10 protein-coding genes and 7 pseudogenes are annotated in these 18,791 nt (G+C 33.0%); 7 read left to right on the forward strand and 10 right to left on the reverse strand.

What is annotated here, in order from left to right:
- Positions 1-46: 46 nt before the first annotated feature.
- The gene (locus M3L71_RS04410; protein WP_280143201.1) at positions 47-826 is read right to left on the reverse strand and encodes a TomO hydrophobic C-terminal domain-containing protein; all 780 of its coding nucleotides are present in this window, start codon (positions 824-826) and stop codon (positions 47-49) included.
- Between the two features lie 227 nt (positions 827-1,053).
- Here M3L71_RS04410 and M3L71_RS04415 point away from each other — a divergent pair.
- From M3L71_RS04415 to M3L71_RS04435, 5 genes and pseudogenes are all read left to right on the forward strand, one after another.
- Positions 1,054-2,068 (forward strand): annotated as a pseudogene (locus M3L71_RS04415) (IS481 family transposase).
- Between the two features lie 24 nt (positions 2,069-2,092).
- A pseudogene (locus tag M3L71_RS04420) lies at positions 2,093-2,617 on the forward strand (recombinase family protein); the annotation flags it as partial.
- A gap of 83 nt (positions 2,618-2,700) precedes the next feature.
- A pseudogene (locus M3L71_RS04425) lies at positions 2,701-3,595 on the forward strand (IS630 family transposase); the annotation flags it as partial.
- Positions 3,596-3,654: 59 nt separating this feature from the next.
- Positions 3,655-4,513 (forward strand): annotated as a pseudogene (locus M3L71_RS04430) (IS630 family transposase).
- The gene (locus tag M3L71_RS04435; protein ID WP_280143202.1) at positions 4,510-4,653 is read left to right on the forward strand and encodes a hypothetical protein; all 144 of its coding nucleotides are present in this window, start codon (positions 4,510-4,512) and stop codon (positions 4,651-4,653) included. Before M3L71_RS04430 ends, M3L71_RS04435 begins: the two are co-directional and overlap by 4 nt.
- Positions 4,654-4,667: 14 nt before the next feature.
- On the opposite strand, the pseudogene M3L71_RS04440 reads toward M3L71_RS04435, so the two are convergent.
- The 8 genes and pseudogenes from M3L71_RS04440 to M3L71_RS04475 form a co-directional block, all read right to left on the reverse strand.
- Positions 4,668-5,358 (reverse strand): annotated as a pseudogene (locus M3L71_RS04440) (IS630 family transposase); the annotation flags it as partial.
- A 384-nt stretch (positions 5,359-5,742) separates the two neighbouring features.
- A complete protein-coding gene (gene ubiA, locus M3L71_RS04445) occupies positions 5,743-6,630 on the reverse strand; it encodes a 4-hydroxybenzoate octaprenyltransferase (RefSeq protein WP_280143203.1) in 888 nt (295 codons plus the stop codon).
- A gap of 3 nt (positions 6,631-6,633) precedes the next feature.
- A complete protein-coding gene (locus M3L71_RS04450) occupies positions 6,634-6,984 on the reverse strand; it encodes a ribosome-binding factor A (protein WP_264374680.1) in 351 nt (116 codons plus the stop codon).
- A gap of 9 nt (positions 6,985-6,993) precedes the next feature.
- Positions 6,994-9,315, reverse strand: a complete 2,322-nt coding sequence (infB, locus tag M3L71_RS04455) for a translation initiation factor IF-2 (RefSeq protein ID WP_280143204.1) — start codon at positions 9,313-9,315, stop codon at positions 6,994-6,996.
- A gap of 7 nt (positions 9,316-9,322) precedes the next feature.
- Positions 9,323-10,876, reverse strand: coding sequence for a transcription termination factor NusA (gene nusA, locus M3L71_RS04460; RefSeq protein ID WP_280143205.1), 1,554 nt, complete (start codon positions 10,874-10,876; stop codon positions 9,323-9,325).
- Positions 10,877-11,049: 173 nt separating this feature from the next.
- Positions 11,050-12,376, reverse strand: a pseudogene (locus M3L71_RS04465) (IS4 family transposase).
- A gap of 30 nt (positions 12,377-12,406) precedes the next feature.
- On the reverse strand, positions 12,407-13,114 hold the full coding sequence (locus M3L71_RS04470) for an efflux RND transporter permease subunit (protein ID WP_349292738.1): 708 nt from the start codon (positions 13,112-13,114) through the stop codon (positions 12,407-12,409).
- A gap of 10 nt (positions 13,115-13,124) precedes the next feature.
- A pseudogene (locus tag M3L71_RS04475) lies at positions 13,125-15,506 on the reverse strand (efflux RND transporter permease subunit).
- A gap of 152 nt (positions 15,507-15,658) precedes the next feature.
- On the opposite strand from M3L71_RS04475, the gene M3L71_RS04480 reads away from it, so the two are divergent.
- Complete coding sequence (locus M3L71_RS04480; RefSeq protein WP_280143206.1) at positions 15,659-16,309, forward strand: hypothetical protein; 651 nt, start codon at positions 15,659-15,661, stop codon at positions 16,307-16,309.
- 3 nt (positions 16,310-16,312) lie between these two features.
- Here the strand turns inward: M3L71_RS04480 and M3L71_RS04485 are convergent, their stop codons facing one another.
- Positions 16,313-17,050: a type I glutamate--ammonia ligase gene (locus M3L71_RS04485; protein ID WP_280143207.1), complete on the reverse strand. Its 738-nt coding sequence runs from the start codon at positions 17,048-17,050 to the stop codon at positions 16,313-16,315.
- Between the two features lie 326 nt (positions 17,051-17,376).
- Here M3L71_RS04485 and dnaA point away from each other — a divergent pair, with 326 nt between their 5' ends.
- Complete coding sequence (dnaA, locus tag M3L71_RS04490; protein WP_012481713.1) at positions 17,377-18,759, forward strand: chromosomal replication initiator protein DnaA; 1,383 nt, start codon at positions 17,377-17,379, stop codon at positions 18,757-18,759.
- Positions 18,760-18,791 lie beyond the last annotated feature (32 nt).

The following is an 18,791-nucleotide window of genomic DNA, read 5'->3' on the forward strand; positions in this document are numbered from 1 at the left end:
CAAAAGAGTCTCTCTTTGCCACTCCAGTTCATTTAAGCGTAAGCATCTAAACAATAGTATGTTCCTCATTAGTTACAAATTCTTCGACATTGCTATTTTCAAGTGAATTTGAAGGCCTATCATAATAGGATACGATTGCAGCAGCAATTAGACAACAAACTCCAACTGCTATTCCTACCGCTAACATTCCTGAGTAAACTGCAATAGCTACTCCTAAAGCAACTCCAGCTATTGCTAGCGTAGAAGCGGCTACAATAGGTAGTTTACTTTTCTTTTCACTTCGCGTAGCATCATTATTTAAATTACTCGGCTGTTGATTATTATTTTGAATACTATTTTTTTGATCTGAAACTGGTATTTTAGTACTGCCACTTTCAGTAGTTATGTTACTAGAGTTACCGTTGGTTGTTAAAAATTCTGGTTGTGTACTTTGTTGATTACCATTACTTTCGAGTTCTGAAGAAACTTCACTGTGCTCACTAACGTTTGTACTTATCTGTCCAACATTGCCAGTTGTTTCACTTACATGCTGAGGAACTTGCTCATCAACACTGGAAGAATAAGATTGACTAACTGCTTGCAGTTGCTTATTGCTTGGATTGCCAAGGTTTCTGCTTGGTGCATTCAACACTGCAACGACTGCACATAATTGCATCCTTGGAGCGTGCCGTACTGCAACATCTTTAAAGTTAACAAAGTCAATCAGAGATTTTTTATGAACCCCAAGTTTTACTTTCAGCTCATCTCTGTTTTCTTCCAAACAGGCTTTTATTTTATCAATTGCATCAAAAAAGTAGAATCCTTTTTGCCGACAAAATTTGATCAATGGCTTATGGTTGTCTTCGAATATTCTAGCCTCTATTTTAGGCATTATTTTAGCTTTAAGCTGCAGATTTTCCGGACTGACATATAAACCATCAACTTCCAGTTTGTGTGATTCATAGAGGTTATTACATCAAAAATGTAAGATAAAATAAAAACTTTGACTTGTGATAGTTTAAATACCTTATTAAAATAATATGAATAAATTCATCAACAAGAGGCAATCAGTAAATGGATACCAAAGTTAAGTTGCGTCTGAATTGGATAGAATTATACAAAAATTAGGTCATGCAGGCAAAGTATGTCAACACTATAACATTTTACGCTTTACCTTACGAAAATGGTACAAACGTTATGAAAAGCTAGGTGAACAGGGATTGTCAAACCTTAGTAGCAGGACTAAAACTTTACCCTTACAAAAAATCAACAAGTCAAATGAACAGCTCATTCTTCATCTGAGAAAAGCTAGAAAATTAGGAGCAAGACGTATTCGAGCTGAATTAAAGCGTTTACATGATATCTCTTTTGCATTGGCTACTATACACAAAGTTTTGAAGAAACACGATGTAAGTCTTTTACGTATTAAGCGCCACTATCGCAAGCAGATTAAGCGTTATAACTGCAAAGTGCCAGGAGAGCGTGTACAAATGGATGTTTGCAAAATATCTTCGGGGCTTTATCAATATACTGCTATAGATGATTGTACGCGTTATAAAGTTATCGCATTATACTCAAGGCGTACTTCAAAAATACTCTGGATTTCCTAAAACAATTAAGGGAAAGGGCTCCATTTCATTGTCAAAGGATTCAGACCGATAGAGGACAAGAATTTTTTGCTTACGAAGTGCAAGAGTGTCTAAAAGAATGGAAAATAAAATTCCGTCCAATTAAGCCGTTTTCCCCACATTTAAATGGTAAAGTAGAAAGAGCGCAGCGTACAGATTTAGATGAATTTTATAGTAGCGTTAACATTAAGGATTATGAATTGCAAGTCAAGCTTAGGGATTGGGAAGAATATTATAATAAACAACGTCCTCATAGCTCTCTTCAGGGAAAGACTCCTTGGGAAAAATATAAAGAACTGGAAAAAACAATTCCTTGTCTAAGTGAAATACAAAAAAATTATATCTCATCAAAAGAAACATTTGTCATGCAAAATTACAAACACAACCAAGAGTTAAAGTCACTTCAAAAAATAAAACCTCTTAACAGGTATTTTAAGTTCAGACTTGATCTGACAAATTAGTTGCAATAACCTCTATGAATCACACAGTTAAATAGAGAAGGTTACCGAACAAAATCAGATATCTTTAAAAAAGCGACGGTAAGGAGAATAATAACAAATCCAATATATATGGGAAAAATCAGGCATTATGAAAAAGAGTATGAAGGAAAGCATGAAGCAATAATAAAAGAGGAAAAATGGCAAAAAGCACAAGAATTGATAAAGAATCAGCCATATAGAAAAGCAAAATATGAAGAAGCTCTGCTAAAGGGAATAATTAAGTGCAAGAGCTGTGATGTGAATATGACACTGACATATGCAAAAAAGGAGAATAAGAGATATCGATATTACGTATGCAACAATCATTTAAGGGGAAAAGGTTGTGAATCAGAAAACCGAAATGTAATAGCAGGAGAAGTAGAAAAAGAAGTGATGAAGAGAGCTGAACAGCTATATGAAAATTGGACAGAAAAAGCAGAAGAATGGAAAAATTTAAGTTTTGGAAAGCAGAAAGAAGTAGTGAAGAAGTTAATAAAGGGAGTGATGGTAAAAGGAGAGGTGATAGAGGTGATACCAATTCCCGCTATAGAAAGAACAGATAGAGAATAATGGGGAAAAAGTCATACTAGAGTAAGTGAAATAGCGAGGTATAAATGGCATTAAGGTCAAAACTATTAGACGAAAGAGTTGTAAATTTAGCGAAAGAAATGTTAAAAAAGGTAAGAAATAACGCATATGTTTCAAAAAAGTTACAAGCGGTGATAGCAGGAAAAGAAAGTAGTATAAGCGCTGTGGCAAGAATATGTAAAATTTCAAGGACTGCTTTGACTGAATGGATAAAGCATCTAAAATTTGGTAGAGTAGAAAAATTATTTGCCCCGTTTCAGCGGAGAAGAAAAAGCAAATTAAACAAAAATCAACGTGAGCAAATTGAAATATGGGTAGAAAGAAATCCAAATATTACTATTAAGGAAGTACAAATAAAAATCTCAGAGGAATTTGCCCTAAACATCAGCAAATCAACAGTGCACCGTGAGATACAAAGGATGAAATTTTCTTACATAACACCGAGGCCAATGCACCATAAACAAGATAAAAACAAGCAAGAAGAGTTTAAAAGATACTTCAATAAAATAGTCAATTTCCACCCTAAAAGGGAGGTGTTTTTTGATGAATCACGATTTGGGACTCATTCAAAAATCGGACACGGATGGTTTAAAAGGGGTCAGAACGCAGGTTAAAATGAAAATTGGTAGACAAAATTTCTATATCTAAAGTGCGGTAAATCCAAGAAGTGGTAAGAAAATCAGCCTACTTGCTCCATATGTAAACACTGATTGTATGAATATATTTCTGGAGCAGATGTCGAAAGATTTAGGCACGAAAGAAGCCTTTCTTGTAATGGATTGTGCAAGTTGGCATAGATCAAAAAGTTTGAAAATTCAGGAAAACATTACCATCATATACTTGCCTCCTTATTCACCGGAACTGAATCCTGTTGAAAGGTTGTGGCAATATATCAAATACAATACTTTACGCAATAGTATAGCTCTTTTCATAATGGTCCAAACGGTTTAAAATAAGAGTTTATAGTAGTGAAGGTAAGTATGCCAGCAGCATATAGTTATGATTTAAGAAAAAAAGCAATGGAGGTACTAGACGAAGGGGAAAGCAGAGAAACGGTAGCAGCAAGATTTAAAATTGGAAGAACTACATTATGGGAGTGGCAGCAAAGAAAAAAAAGAAACAGGAGATTTTCAGTCGAAAAAACTTGGAAATGGAGGTTATAATCATAAAATTACCGACTGGAATAAATTTACTGAATTTGCCAAAAAAACATGGTGGAAAAACTCTATCGGAAATGGCTAAGCTTTGGAGTAATGTTAGTATCCCAACGATTCATCTAGCTCTTAAAAATTGGACTCACACGCAAAAAAGACATATGGATACAAAGAAAGGAATGAAGAAAAACGTGCTGAATTTTTGAAAATTATAGCAACGAAAGAACCTCAAAACTTAGTATATATAGATGAATCTGGTATTGATAATACCGAAGACTATCCCTATGGATATTCTCAGAAAGGACAGCGATTTTATGCCCTAAAATCTGGAAAGAAAACTCAACGAATTAGCATGATTGCAGCTCTAAATAGTAGAAAAATAGTTGTTCCGTTAACATTTGAGGGCCATTGTAATATGGATATCTTTAATAAATGGTTTGAGCAGTTTTTGACACCTATTTTGGAACCTGGACAAACTGTTATCCTTGATAATGCTACTTTTCATAAGTCTAATAAGATTACTGAACTTGCTAAAGAAGTTGGTGCTGAAATTTTGTATCTTCCTACGTATTCCCCAGATTTCAATAAAATTGAGCATCATTGGTTTGCTATAAAAAATAGAGCTAGGAAAAACATCCCTCTATTCACATCTTTTCGTCATGCTGTTGATTCTGCTTTTCTATGAACTTTCCGGACTATTATGAAAAGAGCTATATCTACGATACCATAGGTTTACTTGAAGATGTTTTGTGTAATTTTATTGTCAATATTTCCAGTACTACTATTAAACGAGTTTGTAATGTTTCTTATTTGTTCCGTCAGTAATGGATTTTGGTATTATTAGACTTATGAAAAGTAGCATTATCAAGGATAACAGTTTGTCCAGGTTCCAAAATAGGTGTCAAAAACTGCTCAAACCATTTATTAAAGATATCCATATTACAATGGCCCTCAAATGTTAACGGAACAACTATTTTTCTACTATTTAGAGCTGCAATCATGCTAATTCGTTGAGTTTTCTTTCCAGATTTTAGGGCATAAAATCGCTGTCCTTTCTGAGAATATCCATAGGGATAGTCTTCGGTATTATCAATACCAGATTCATCTATATATACTAAGTTTTGAGGTTCTTTCGTTGCTATAATTTTCAAAAATTCAGCACGTTTTTCTTCATTCCTTTCTTTGTATCCATATGTCTTTTTTTGCGTGTGAGTCCAATTTTTTTAAGAGCTAGATGAATCGTTGGGATACTAACATTACTCCAAAGCTTAGCCATTTCCGATAGAGTTTTTCCACCATGTTTTTTTGGCAAATTAAGTAAATTTATTCCAGTCGGTAATTTTATGATTATAACCTCCATTTCCAAGTTTTTTCGACTGAAAATCTCCTGTTTCTTTTTTTTCTTTGCTGCCACTCCCATAATGTAGTTCTTCCAATTTTAAATCTTGCTGCTACCGTTTCTCTGCTTTCCCCTTCGTCTAGTACCTCCATTGCTTTTTTTCTTAAATCATAACTATATGCTGCTGGCATACTTACCTTCACTACTATAAACTCTTATTTTAAACCGTTTGTACCATTATGAAAAGAGCTATACCTTTCATTATGTATTGTATAACATTAATAATTGCTTATTTTGTGCTTTCTTGGCCACACTTTGTGCAACTCTTGGCTCAAGAAATTTCCATTCTTTGTCACTTACATCACCTGGATATATTTTTTACTGATCCTATCATATTATCTTCCTGATTTCCTTTCAAGATATGTTCTAAAAAGTAGAATCCGTTCAGCAGGGTGACAAAATAAGATAGAAAAGACAGCAATAGAAATAAATGGTGTCATTTCAATATGATGCTTTCTCTGTCATCCCAGTACTTGACACTGGAATGACAACATTTTTGCTTCGATATTTACACATTAGCCATGCATCTGAACGGATACAAAAGTAGAATTTAGAATTCTATCTAAAAGGATACCGAAAAAGAGCAGGAGTCCTATCTGGGAATTATTTTTAAATATGGACATGCATTGATTAGAATCGTCTGGATTGAAATTTTTGTGTTGGTGGTGAAATATGAATCCTATGGCAAGTAAAGCAATATAAAAGATGTTATTTAATGATGATAGTATACCAGCGTACAACCATGCCATTAAGGATATTAAATAAAATCTTTTCAACCAAGATTTTGTTGTATTGCCAAAATATAATGCAGTAGATTTCATTCCTAATTTCTCATCATCTTTTTTATCTTGATGAGCGTATATAGTATCATAACTAAGCGTCCAAAAGACGCATCCTATATAAAATAGCAAGGATTCTATGCTAATCTGGTTTGTTATTGCTGCTGAACCCATGAGTGATCCCATGTTGAAAGTAAAACCTAAAAACAATTGTGGCCACCAAACGTAACGCTTTAGCAAGGGATAGATAACTATCATGCACATTGAAATTATTCCAAGTATAAGAGTAGTTTTATTGGTTAATAATAAGATTACCAGGGCAATAGACAGTAACAGTGAAAGTAAAGCCAAAGCCTGCTTTATGTTTAATGAACCACTTGCAAGTGGCCTATATTTTGTTCGTTCAACATGTGCATCTATTTCTCTATCGAAGATATCATTGATTATGCACCCTGCGGGTCTCATTAAAAATGCACCTATAGTAAACAAAACAAGGAGAAAAAGAGCCTGATACGATAGAGAAGTTGAGGCTAAAAGAATGCCGCTTAAGCTAGAAAATAGCACAAGCCATAAACCTGTTAAACTGTTTATTCTCATTAATGAGAAATAATGGTTGAAATACATTAATTAAGTGTGATTATGTAATATTTTGCTTACATTGACAAAATTATCGAATGCTAAATCAGGCTTAAAAACTAACTCAGGTATAAATCGCAAATCAACATAACACAATATAGATTTACGTATTGACCATGCAGATTGGTTCATTTCATTAACAACAGTGCTGATATCATCATTATCATTTTGGATGTTTAATGAAGATAACACAATATATACATCTGCTTTCTTCAAATCTTTGCTTAGCTTTACATCAGATACTACTACTTTTTCATTAAGCACATTACTTTCCATTAAGACTTTTGATATTGCCCTATGTAATACCGATGCTACTTTTAGGTTTCTAATTTCCTTTTTCATATTCAACTACTATAACGTCCTTTCTTCTTGCACTAATTGATAAGCTTCCAAAATGTCTCCAACTTTAATATCGATATTACCCTCTAGCGATATTCCGCATTCAAAATTTACACCCACTTCTTTAACATCATCTTTAAATCTACGTAGTGCTTTTAACTTTCCTTCATGTACCAATTTGCTGCCACGTACTACCTTAATTAAAGAATCTTTTTTTATAACTCCATCAGTGACATAACATCCGATTATATTACCGGCTTTGGATGCATTAAATATTTGCCTTACAGATGCAGAACCAACACGAACCTCTCGTGTAACAGGCTTTAACATTTTAGTTAGATACATCCTCATGTCTTCAATAAGCTCATATATTATATTGTAAGTATGTATTTCTATACCTTTTTGTTTTGCTAATTCTCTTATTTTTGAATCCACTTTTACATTAAAAGCTAAAATTACTGCGCTTGATGCTTCTGCAAGCAGCACATCTGAATCTGTTACTCCTCCTACTGCTTTGTGTAGAATATTTAATTTCACTTGCTCTTTACCAAGCTTATCAATTGAGCTTGATATTGCTTCAATAGAACCAGTGACATCGCACTTTAAAACTACAGATAGTTCTTCTGTTTCACTATCATTACGACTGAATATATCTAAATTACTGTCGTCTAAATCTTCTTGCTTTTTCTTGATTAATTCTAACCTGTATTCAACAATTTCACGAGCCTGCCTTTCAGAGTTTACAACAACAAATTTATCTCCAGCATTTGGTACACCATTTAAACCAGTAACTTCAACTGGAGTAGAAGGTAGTGACGCTTTTTCTCTTTGACTAAGGTGATTAATCATACTGCGTACTTTGCTGTATGTTGTACCAACTATCAATATGTCACCAATCTTTAATGTTCCTTCTTCAACTATTAATGTAGCTGATATTCCTTTAGCTTTATCTATTTTGGACTCTATTACCCATCCAAGTGCTCGACAATCCTCTATGCCTTCTAGCGTCATTAATTCAGCAATTAATAAAATTGCCTCTTCTAGTTTATCTAAGTTGATTTTCTTTTTTGCTGATACTGGCACAATTATAACATCACCACCAAGTTCTTCGGGGATGAGGTCATACTGAGGCAAACTATTAATTATTCTTTCTACATCGCCAGGTTGTGATTTATCAATTTTATTAATGGCAACTATAATAGAGACATTTGCTGCTTTTGCATGGTTTATTGCTTCAACTGTTTGTTTCATGATTCCATCATCAGCTGCAACTACTATCACAACTATATTAGTAATATTGGCACCACGTGCACGCATTGCAGTAAACGCCTCATGCCCTGGTGTATCAATGAAAGTAATTTTTTGCTTATTTTTTGTCGTTAATTGATAAGCACCTATATGTTGAGTGATGCCACCTGACTCTTTTTCTGCAACATTGGATTCACGAAATGCATCAAGCAATGATGTTTTACCATGATCCACATGTCCCATAAAAGTAACGATAGGTGGTTTTGGTCTTTTAGGTAAGTTTTCTCTGTTGCTTATGAAGAGTAAATTCTTTTCTTTATCAGCATCACTTACTCGTTTAGCCGTATGATTAAATTTTTTTGCTATTTCGCATGCTATATCTGGATCTACTAGATCATCTACTCTATAGCTCTCCCCAACTTCTTCTTTGAGCATTTTTAGCACACTCTTGCTATCTTCTGCCATACGAATAGATAACTCCCTGATAGTTATTTTGTCTGGTATAATAACTTCTCTTGCTATATTTTTGCCCTTAGTAAACTTTGATTGTTTACTTCTTATACCAAATTTTTGCTTAAATACAGGGAGGTGTTCATTTCTTTCATCTATTGCCCGTGTAATTACTAGCTTAGAATGCTTAGAGTATATATCTTTGCTAGCTTTAAAAGACTTTTTATCATTGTTCTCATATTCAATACTATCTTCTTTTTGTTCAACTGAGTTAGTATTACTTAAAACTTCCTTATTTATTTCTTTAGGTACAGAGTGTGATTCATTTTTATCTTCAGCTTCTTGATTGCTTTCTTCTTTTTTTACTTTCTCTTCTTGTTCTCTCTGATTCCTTTCTTTCAGCAAAGTAGCATTCTGTACAGCATTAATGCGGGAAATTTGTTCTTTTTCAGTTAAAGAGCCTGATTTACTCTCGTCAAATAAACTATATTCTTCTGCAGAATGAATTTTTCTTCTTTTTTTTACTATTGTAGTACCAGTACTTTGACTATTTAAAGAGTTTAAATTAATGTCTAATTTAAGCTTGCTTAAGCCTTGTAGGGTTAATTTTTTATTACTGATATCTTCATTATTCATATTGTTTTTATATTAATCCAAGCTTTTTACGTGCTTCTATGATTATTAAATCTGCTGTATCTTTTAGATTGTCTTTATTATTAGTTGAGGAAGAGAGTATGCTACAAAACTCATAATTTGATAAATCTGCTATGTCCTCTAAAGTTTTAATATTATGTTTACTAAGAGCAATTTTATTATCTATTGATAAGGCTAAGTTGATTACATCGTCTTCCATACCTAAATTTTTTAGCTCTTCTATTTTTCTATCATTCTCTGCTTTCAGGTAATTATTTGCTCTATTATGAAGTTCATTTGCAATATCTTCATTGAAGCCCTCTATTGAAGCAAGTTCCTTAATTGAAGTGTTAGATATATCTTCTACACTTGAAAAACCTTCTGTTACCAATAATTGGCCCATAATCTCTTCTAAGTTTAAAGCTTCAGCAAATAAAACTGAACATTGACTAAATTCTTTGTTTCTTCTTTCTGATTCTTGCTGAGTGCTTAATATCTCAATTTTCCATCCAACAAGCTCTGAAGCTAATCTTACATTCTGACCCTTTTTTCCTATAGCTAAACTCAATTGATCTTCAGCAACTATTAACTCTATACAATTTTCATTTTCGTCAATAATGACCTTTGATACTTCTGCAGGAGTAATGGCTTTAATAACAAATTGACCCAAATCTGATGAGTAATGTATGACGTCGATTTTTTCACCGTTTAATTCGTGTATAATAGTTTTTATTCTATCTCCTTTAACTCCAACGCAAGCACCTACTGGATCGATATTCTTATCAGATGAAAAAACAGCAACTTTAGATCTTGAACCAGCGTCTCTAGCTATACCTTTAATTGTTATCAATCCGTCAGCAACTTCTGGTACTTCTTGATTCAACAATGCCTCTAAAAAGCCTTCATGAGTCCTAGAAAGAATGATTTGACGTCCATCGTCATAGCGCTTAACAGCCTGTATGTAAGCTTTAACCTTATCGCCTTCACGAAATGACTCACCACCAATTAAGTTTCGTAAAGGGAGGTATGCTCCAATTCCGTTTATGTCTATAATAAGATCTGAATATTCTACTTGTTTAACGATGCCATACCTCATTTCTCCTACCTTATCTTTAAACTCCTCATATTGCTTTTTTAACTCTTCATTTTTGATTATTTCAGAAATCTTTTGCTGGGCAATTCTTGCTGAAACAAGATCAGTGTTAAGAGAAATCAACTCACTAATAGTATCTCCAACTTTTGCATCTTCTTTTATTAACTTAGCTTGTGTCAACTTAATTAAGTCACACTCATTTTCATTTGATTCATCATTAATGACTTTTAGTTGTCTATATGAGGTAACTTTGCCTGTGTTTCTATCTATATTAACTACAATTTTACTTTTGCTACCATACTTTTGTTGAGCTACTGCTTCGATAGCACTTTTAAGTGCATTTATTATAATATTAAAATCCAAACCTTTTTGAAGTGAGAGCTCTCCCGCTGTTTTTATTACATCAAGGCTCCCAACTATGTTATTCTTGTTGCTTTTCTGCTTAACACTGCTTTTACGATTAGCAATCATATAAATAAATCCAATTTAATTAGTTATAATTATAGCTTCAACAGGTAAAGAACGCTATCTTAAATGTTAAATGATTGCTAATTTAAGTCAAGTTTTTTCATGTCTTTGTATGACAAGCAACGCCGGAGTAAAGAGTAAAGTTAAGACCGTTGCAGCCAATCATACGCGTCGAGTTAAGAGATTGTGAGCAAATTTAGAGAAGTTAAGGTGGATACCCTAGTTTTTCTGCACTTGTCTTTTAATGAAAACTGCGACCAAGTTATGGTAAGCTTTTTGAGAAAAATATTTAAGCCTTTAATTTTATTATTTAGTGCTAAAAATAACTCTCTAACCCGTCTTTTTAGCTCAATAAATGCCTTTGTTAAGCTAAGCTCCGTATTTTTTTTCAGTTCTGTGCAACCCACTATTCCATGAAATATAAGAATTGCACACAATTTGGCATATAGCTCACATAATACTCTGTATGGCTTTCCTCTCAGCTTATCAATCCTTATATTACTCTTATATAATTTGAACAATAATTCAATTTGCCATCTTATTCGGTAAACTACTAGTATTTGCTCAGCATTAATCTTACTTTTTGGAACATTAGTTATAAATATTGACCAATTTAGTAACTTTTGGTTCCTTTGAGAAGATGTGTATCCATGTGATCTTGCTAACCTATTAGCCTTTCTTCTTCTAGCCACAGCTTGTTCTTCAGTTAGTTTTTAAATATAATTCTTACTTTAACCCTTGTCTCTTTTCCTAACAATACCTCCTGTTCTAGAAAAGATCGATCTCCCAAATGTTCTAGTAAATCTATTTTTGACCTGTCTCTATATCATATATGTTAGTATCGGATTTATAACGACTTATGAAATAAGCTCCTATTTCATTGATGTGTTTAAAAGAACTTGGCACAAAATAACCCAAATCAGATATTAGTAAATCGTTGTTCGATATATTGCTTAAATGGCTTCTATAACCCTGATCTGACCTTATTCCTTCAGTTATATTAAGCTGGTCTAATGTCTGGTTTAGGTAGTCAAAAACTAATTGTAACTTTATTCCAGACTTAGTATTGCTTTCATAACCACTGTAGCTGGTACCATAACCTTTATACATGTCTTCCATACTGTTAGGTAAGCTAATGTAGCTGCTGTCTAATAATTTAACACCTCCAAAGTGCTTCAAGATTCTGCAATCAACTTGTAAGGTATTTTTAAGTAACGTTAAAGATTCATTATACATTCTTTTCATAAATTCCACTGCTTCCTTGGTAAATCTAAAGTCCAGACCTTGTTTTGTTATATTTATCGAGTCTTCATTCAATAATTGACACACTGTCTCTATACTACAATTATCAACCCCTATATTATCCAAAACGATGGCTTTTATGAACGACGAGCCTTTTAGCTTCCTCTTTCTTTTTATGAACCCTGTTGTAGCTGAGATTTTATCTGCTTTTTCATTAAAAAATTCTTTGAGCTTTTTTGAGATGCAAACTATTCTTTTCATTGTATAAGTTCTCCGTTTTCTTTGTTAGATTTAAGAGAACTTATATCTTTTTTTTCTCTTCCTTACACTAAGTTTATTACCACAGTTCCTTAACTTGACGCGTATGGTTGCAGCCAATATTCCACTTGCTATGGTTGCTGAAATATCAACCCACCACTGGCTTGATGGAGCATCATATGTGATTTGTAGCGTAAAAAAACTGATATTTAACCTAGTAATCATAGGTATTAAACCAAGAACTGTAGTTGCAACGGTAAGTAGTATTGGCCTGATGCGAGAAATTGAAGCGTTTATTATACATTGCTTAATGTTATTTTTGCGCACCTTAATTTGCTGATGAAAGGCATCAAGCAATAGTATATTATTATTCACTATAATTCCTGCTAAAGCAATTATCCCCACTCCACACATGACAACTACAAAAACTTTCTGAATAAGAAAGAAAATGAAAAATACACATGTTGTTGATAAAAACACTGCTGTCATTACGATAAATGTATAGTATATGTTGTTAAACTGTGCCACTAGCACCAATATCATCAATGTAATTGCTAATATAAAAGCCTTTAATAAAAATGCTCCTGATTTTTGTTGATCTTCCTTATCACCTTTGAAATCAATCTTTACTCCTTTACTACAGTCTTGAGTAATCGAATTTTGAATGAACTTAACTCTTTCATCAACAAGATAGCCAGTATCAACGTCAGCATAGATTGTTACTGTGCGTGATCCATCAATCCTACTTAGTTTATTTGCCTTTTTTTTCGGGAACGTATTTCACTATTCTACTCATAGAATATGGTCCATTTGCTGTATTAATAAAAAAGTTATCTATAGTTTTCATGTTGCGATTCTTTCTGGGAAAGCGTAGTACAATATCAATTTCTTCATCTGCGTTATTTGGTCTATATTTTCCAATTAATACTCCATTTGTAACCATCTTTATAAAATCACCGATGGTTGCAACACTTACTCCAGAGCTTGTAGCCTTACTCTTATCAATACTCATATTCCACTCTATTTCAGGTGATGATCTACTATCTTGAATATTTATAAATACAGATGAAGGTTGGTCCATAATTTTTAGGATTTTCTCTGCTACTGAATTCAAGTTGGATGCACTTCCGCTTAAGTTAATTTGTATTGGCTTGTCAGCTGATGGTCCTGACTTTTGTTCCTGTACGTCAATTATTACTCCTTTTATGTTTTGTACACTACTCCTTATATCATTTAGTATTTGCGTATCTTTGCCCCTGCAGCGCCAATCTACAAGTTCCAATTGAATTTTGGCAATAACGTTGTCTGAAAATTTTCCTGATCGAGCATAAAAAACATAAATTTCCTTTTCAACACCCAAAATACGTTCTTCTACTTTCTTAAGTATCAAATCTCGTTCTTTGGCTGATAAGCTTTCTTTTACTTTAACGCTGATTAAAATGTTATCTGAATCTACATTCGGAAAGAACTTTAATCCAGGACCAAAAGTAAAATATAATATACTAGACAAAAATAAAACAAACACAACAACACATACAAATTTTTTGGGGTGATCTAAGACTTTCTCTAACATACGTACATAAGTTCTTATTATAAGCCCAGTATTTTTTATCTCACCACTTTCTATAGCACTCATTCTTATTATTTCTTTTTTTGAAGTTATGGAAGGTTTACCAAATATTGCACCAAGTGTTGGTATAAAAACCAAAGCCATAATTAGCTATCCAGTTAAAGTTAGAATTATTGTAATTGGTATGTACTGCATAAATTTACCGACTGTATCGGGCCAGAGTAACAGAGGGAAAAACACTGCTAATTTAGTCAATGTTGATGATAAAACTGGATAGAACATATCATGAACTGAGGTGCAAAAGGCTTCTACTTTATCCATGCCACAAATCATCTTTCTATCAGCATATTCGCTGATTACAATTGCATCATCAACCAGCATGCCAACTGCCATAATTAAACTGAAGAGCACAACTATATTTAGAGTAATACCCATGAGGTAAAGAGCCATTATTCCTATTAGAAAGGAGCTAGGTATTGATAGTGCAACAAGAATAGCAGCCCTTGTTCCCATAAAGAGCATTATTATGGTTAATATTAGTAATACGGCAAATATTATACCATTTTCCAAGTCGTCAAGCACATCACGTACATTTTTTGACTGGTCATTCAAATAAACTACTTTTAAATTTTCAGGTAATTGATCTTTTGCTTTGTCCATTAAGTATTTTACTTGATTTACCGTGTCTATTATGTTTTTTCCATTACGTTTTGAAATTTCTAGTACAATGCTAGGTAGTCCATTAATACGAGCAAATCCTTGGTGATCCTCAAACCCAAGGTATACTTTTGCTATATCTTTGATTCTCAAAACTGCATCACTTTGAGATCTAATAGGAATATTCATAATATCTTCTATGTCTTTTAATAACCCTGATATTTTAATCGAATATTTACCGGTATAATTTTCTAGTGATCCGGCTCCTACCAATCTGTTGTTGTTTGATATAGCTTGAAATATCTCATTTGATTGAATGTTATATTTTGTTAGAACTGTGGGCTCAATTATAACTTCCACTGTTTCTTTACGCATACCTGCTACTTCAACTTTAAGAACATTTGGCAGAGATTCTATTTCTTTCTTTAGTTTGCGTGCTATTTCAGTTAAAGTTCTTTCCGGCAAATTACCAATCAAGCCAACGTTTAGTATCGGAAATAAGCTCAAGTCTATTTCATTGATTATCGGAGATTCTGCTTCAATAGGTAATTTTGATTTTATGTTTAAAAGCTTTGAACGGACATTATCGAGCACTTCTTTATTATTATACTCTGTTCTAAATTCGATTATCATGTGAGCACCATCATTAGTTGCAAAAGCTCTCAATTCTTTTACACCTTGGATGGATCTTAGTTCATTTTCTATAGGAAGCACTAATAGCTTTTTACTATCCTCGACAGAAATACCAGGAAACCCGACAAATACACTAATTATAGGAATCTGTATATCAGGATTGCTTTCTCTTGGCATCTTTATATAAGTGTATGAGCCGAAGGTAAAAATCACGATAAGCAATAATATTACTGTTCTATTCCTCTCTACAAGTAAGCTTTTCATGCCAAACATTATACGTATTTATATCATATTATATCTAAGATAAATTATATATTAATTAATCCTCATATAGCTTTATGTAAATGATTAAAATTTTTACAATTTTGCAAGCGTAAGAAAATTTCTATATAATATGACTTTAGTATGATATTTGAGGGATTATTATGGTAGCAGTTTTAAGTGTGACAGAAGGCAAGAATAAAGTGATCGTATCTGGGTTGGTTGGTGTTTCATCAACTTTAGTATTTTTAACAGTGATTCACATTGCTGCAAAGATAGCCATTATAGTTACTGCTGCTGCAGTTACTTACGCATTACTTTCATTGCTTAATAAAGCAGGAGCTAAGTCTGTTAAAACTGATGATATGTCAGAAGATGAAGGGTATAGCAGTGTTGATGAAGGTGAAGAAAAAGATACCGTAAAAGAACCAAAAAGAACTGAAACTGAGCTAGAAGAAGAATTAAAAAATAAAAGGGCAGAAGAAGAAATGAAAAATGGACTACCTAAACATATGGATTTCAAAGGTAATTCACTTTCTAAAAGTGCTGATACTAAAGATAGTCATTTCGTTTCTAGTGCTACAAATATTGTTATGGAACCTTTACCTAAACACATGGATGCACTTGGTAATCCACTTCCTGAGCAGCCACCGAGCAACCTTACCAATATAGGGCTTGGATCATCTAAAAGTACGCAGAAACTATCTGCTGCAGACTTGCTATTACAGTATGGGAATGTAAATAATGATGTGAGGAAAGTGCTAGAATGGCCAATTACCTCAAAGGAGTTTAATGGGTTAGGGTTTAACAGGTAGTTGCTATATCAAACTCTCCATCTTATATTGAGGATCAGATGCAATGCCATACACTCTATTTGGCGGAGCAATTTTGTTCTCTATACCAAAAACTATACCTTCAATTATTGCTGTGAGTACTTTTTCAAGGTTACAATCTGCTCCAGGAACACGGTGCTCTAGGCGGCATCTTTTGGAATCGTTGCCAAAATAGGGAATTCTTATCGCAGAAGTTCTGTTATTCACTCCCCAACTAATCGTAGTTGGAGTATGAATATCTGGGTGCTGAAATCTTAAATATGAATCATCATTTGGAGCAAAAAACAACATATGTTTTTTCATCATTGCACATAATCCACCTATGCTGTGAATCAGGTGGTCACTATATTTTTGCTTATTGCCATAAAATAAGTTATTATTATTTGAATCCATGAGGCTAACATGTACATTTAGTGCGCTGCCTGCTCTATCCAAATAAGGTTTTGCTTTAAAAGAAACATTACCATCAAACTCTTGTGCTGTTCCAATCAGTAATTTTTTTACTAACTCAAAATGCATAATTAAATTATCAGGACTCGTATAACAATCACTTTTTATCTCGTATTGGTTTAAAGAACTCTCTTTCTCACAAAAAAATCCAAGAGAAGCTATTTTATTTTTGATGCTATTCAGAAATAAATATTCTTTTTTTATTCCCTCAGTGTAAAACTCCAGTTCAATACCGAATACAGTATTATGACTCAAATTACTTAATATAATCACAAATTTACTTCAATAAATTTATACTAAATCAGCTATATTTATACAAGTACTTTACTTATTTATCAGTAAATTTAATATCTTATTTATACATAATATATTACTATTTTTTAATAACATACTTCTAATCCTCGGTACAAGCGACATTTACAAATTGATTGTTTTTATTTCAAAAAAATGATCAATTTTAGTGCTTTTATACTCTTTACAACTCGTCAAAAAATCCTCATAATTTTAGATATGTATTAAGTAGTGTTAGCTTTTTATCTTGCAGTAAGCTATTGATTATCTTGCATCTTTCTGATTATTATTCTTTCTTGGTGTGGTATATGAACTTAACTAACCCTAAGGTTTCTACTATGTTTTTTGATCAGATTATTACAGTAACGGACCACAATGTTACTTGGGAAAAAATCCAAAATTATCTCCATAATCTCTATGGAGAAGCAACATATAACAGCTGGCTGAGTTCACTAAGATTTATCAGCAACAGAAATGGAGAAGTTTTGTTGTCTGTACCAACAAGATTTATAAAGGAGTGGATTACAGTTCACTACATGGAAAAAATATTGTCATTATGGCAAAGCGAAGATCAAAGTGTATGTTCTATTGATATTCAATTAATTGAAGAAAGAAATTCAAATTCTAATACGATACTAAAAAATAGAGAGGAAAATAATCATAATCTTGGTTCACCACTAGATACCAGATTCACTTTTGATAATTTTGTGGTAGGAAAGTCAAATGAGTTAGCATTTACAGCGGCAAAGCGTGTAGCGGAATCTATAGATCCAATATCAGGAAGCAACCCTTTATTTCTATATGGTGGAGTGGGACTTGGTAAAACACATTTAATGCATGCTATAGCTTGGGACATAGTCAATTCTCCGTCAGCAAAAAGAAAAGTGGTGTATTTATCAGCAGAGAAATTTATGTATCAATATATTACGGCGCTGCGGAGCAAAGATATTATGTTATTTAAAGAGCAATTTAGATCAGTAGATGTATTGATGGTAGATGATGTGCAATTTATCAGTGGTAAAGATAGTACACAAGAAGAATTTTTTCACACTTTCAATGCATTGATAGACCAAAATAAACAATTGGTTATATCAGCTGATAGGTCTCCTAGTGATCTTGATGGAGTAGAAGAAAGAATAAAATCACGACTTGGTTGGGGATTAGTTGCAGATATTAATGAAACAACTTTTGAATTAAGACTTGGTATATTGCAGGCGAAAGTGGAACGAATGAATATGTATGTTCCCAAGGATGTCCTAGAATTTTTGGCAAGGAATATAAAATCCAATATAAGAGAACTAGAAGGAGCATTAAATAAGGTTGCTCATACCTCTTTAATTGGAAGAAGCATGACAGTAGAATCAGCTAGTGAGACCCTAATTGATCTTCTTAGGTCAAATCATAGGTCAATCACAATAGAAGAAATACAGAAAAAAATAGCTGAATTTTTCAATATAAAGATTGCAGATATGCAATCTAATAGAAGGCTCCGCAGTCTTGCGAGGCCGAGACAAATAGCTATGTATTTCGCAAAGAAGTTTACGCAAAAAAGTTTACCGGATATTGGAAGAAATTTTGGTGGTAGAGATCATGCTACTGTTATACACGCAGTCAAACAAGTGGAAAATTTCATAAGAACTGACCCAAAATTTGCTGATGAAATCAATCGATTAAAAAAGATGTTTAAGTAGCACTTTATTAATGACAACCATGCTGTTTTCAT

Origin of the sequence: Wolbachia endosymbiont of Frankliniella intonsa (assembly GCF_029856955.1) — a bacterium.
GTDB lineage: Bacteria > Pseudomonadota > Alphaproteobacteria > Rickettsiales > Anaplasmataceae > Wolbachia.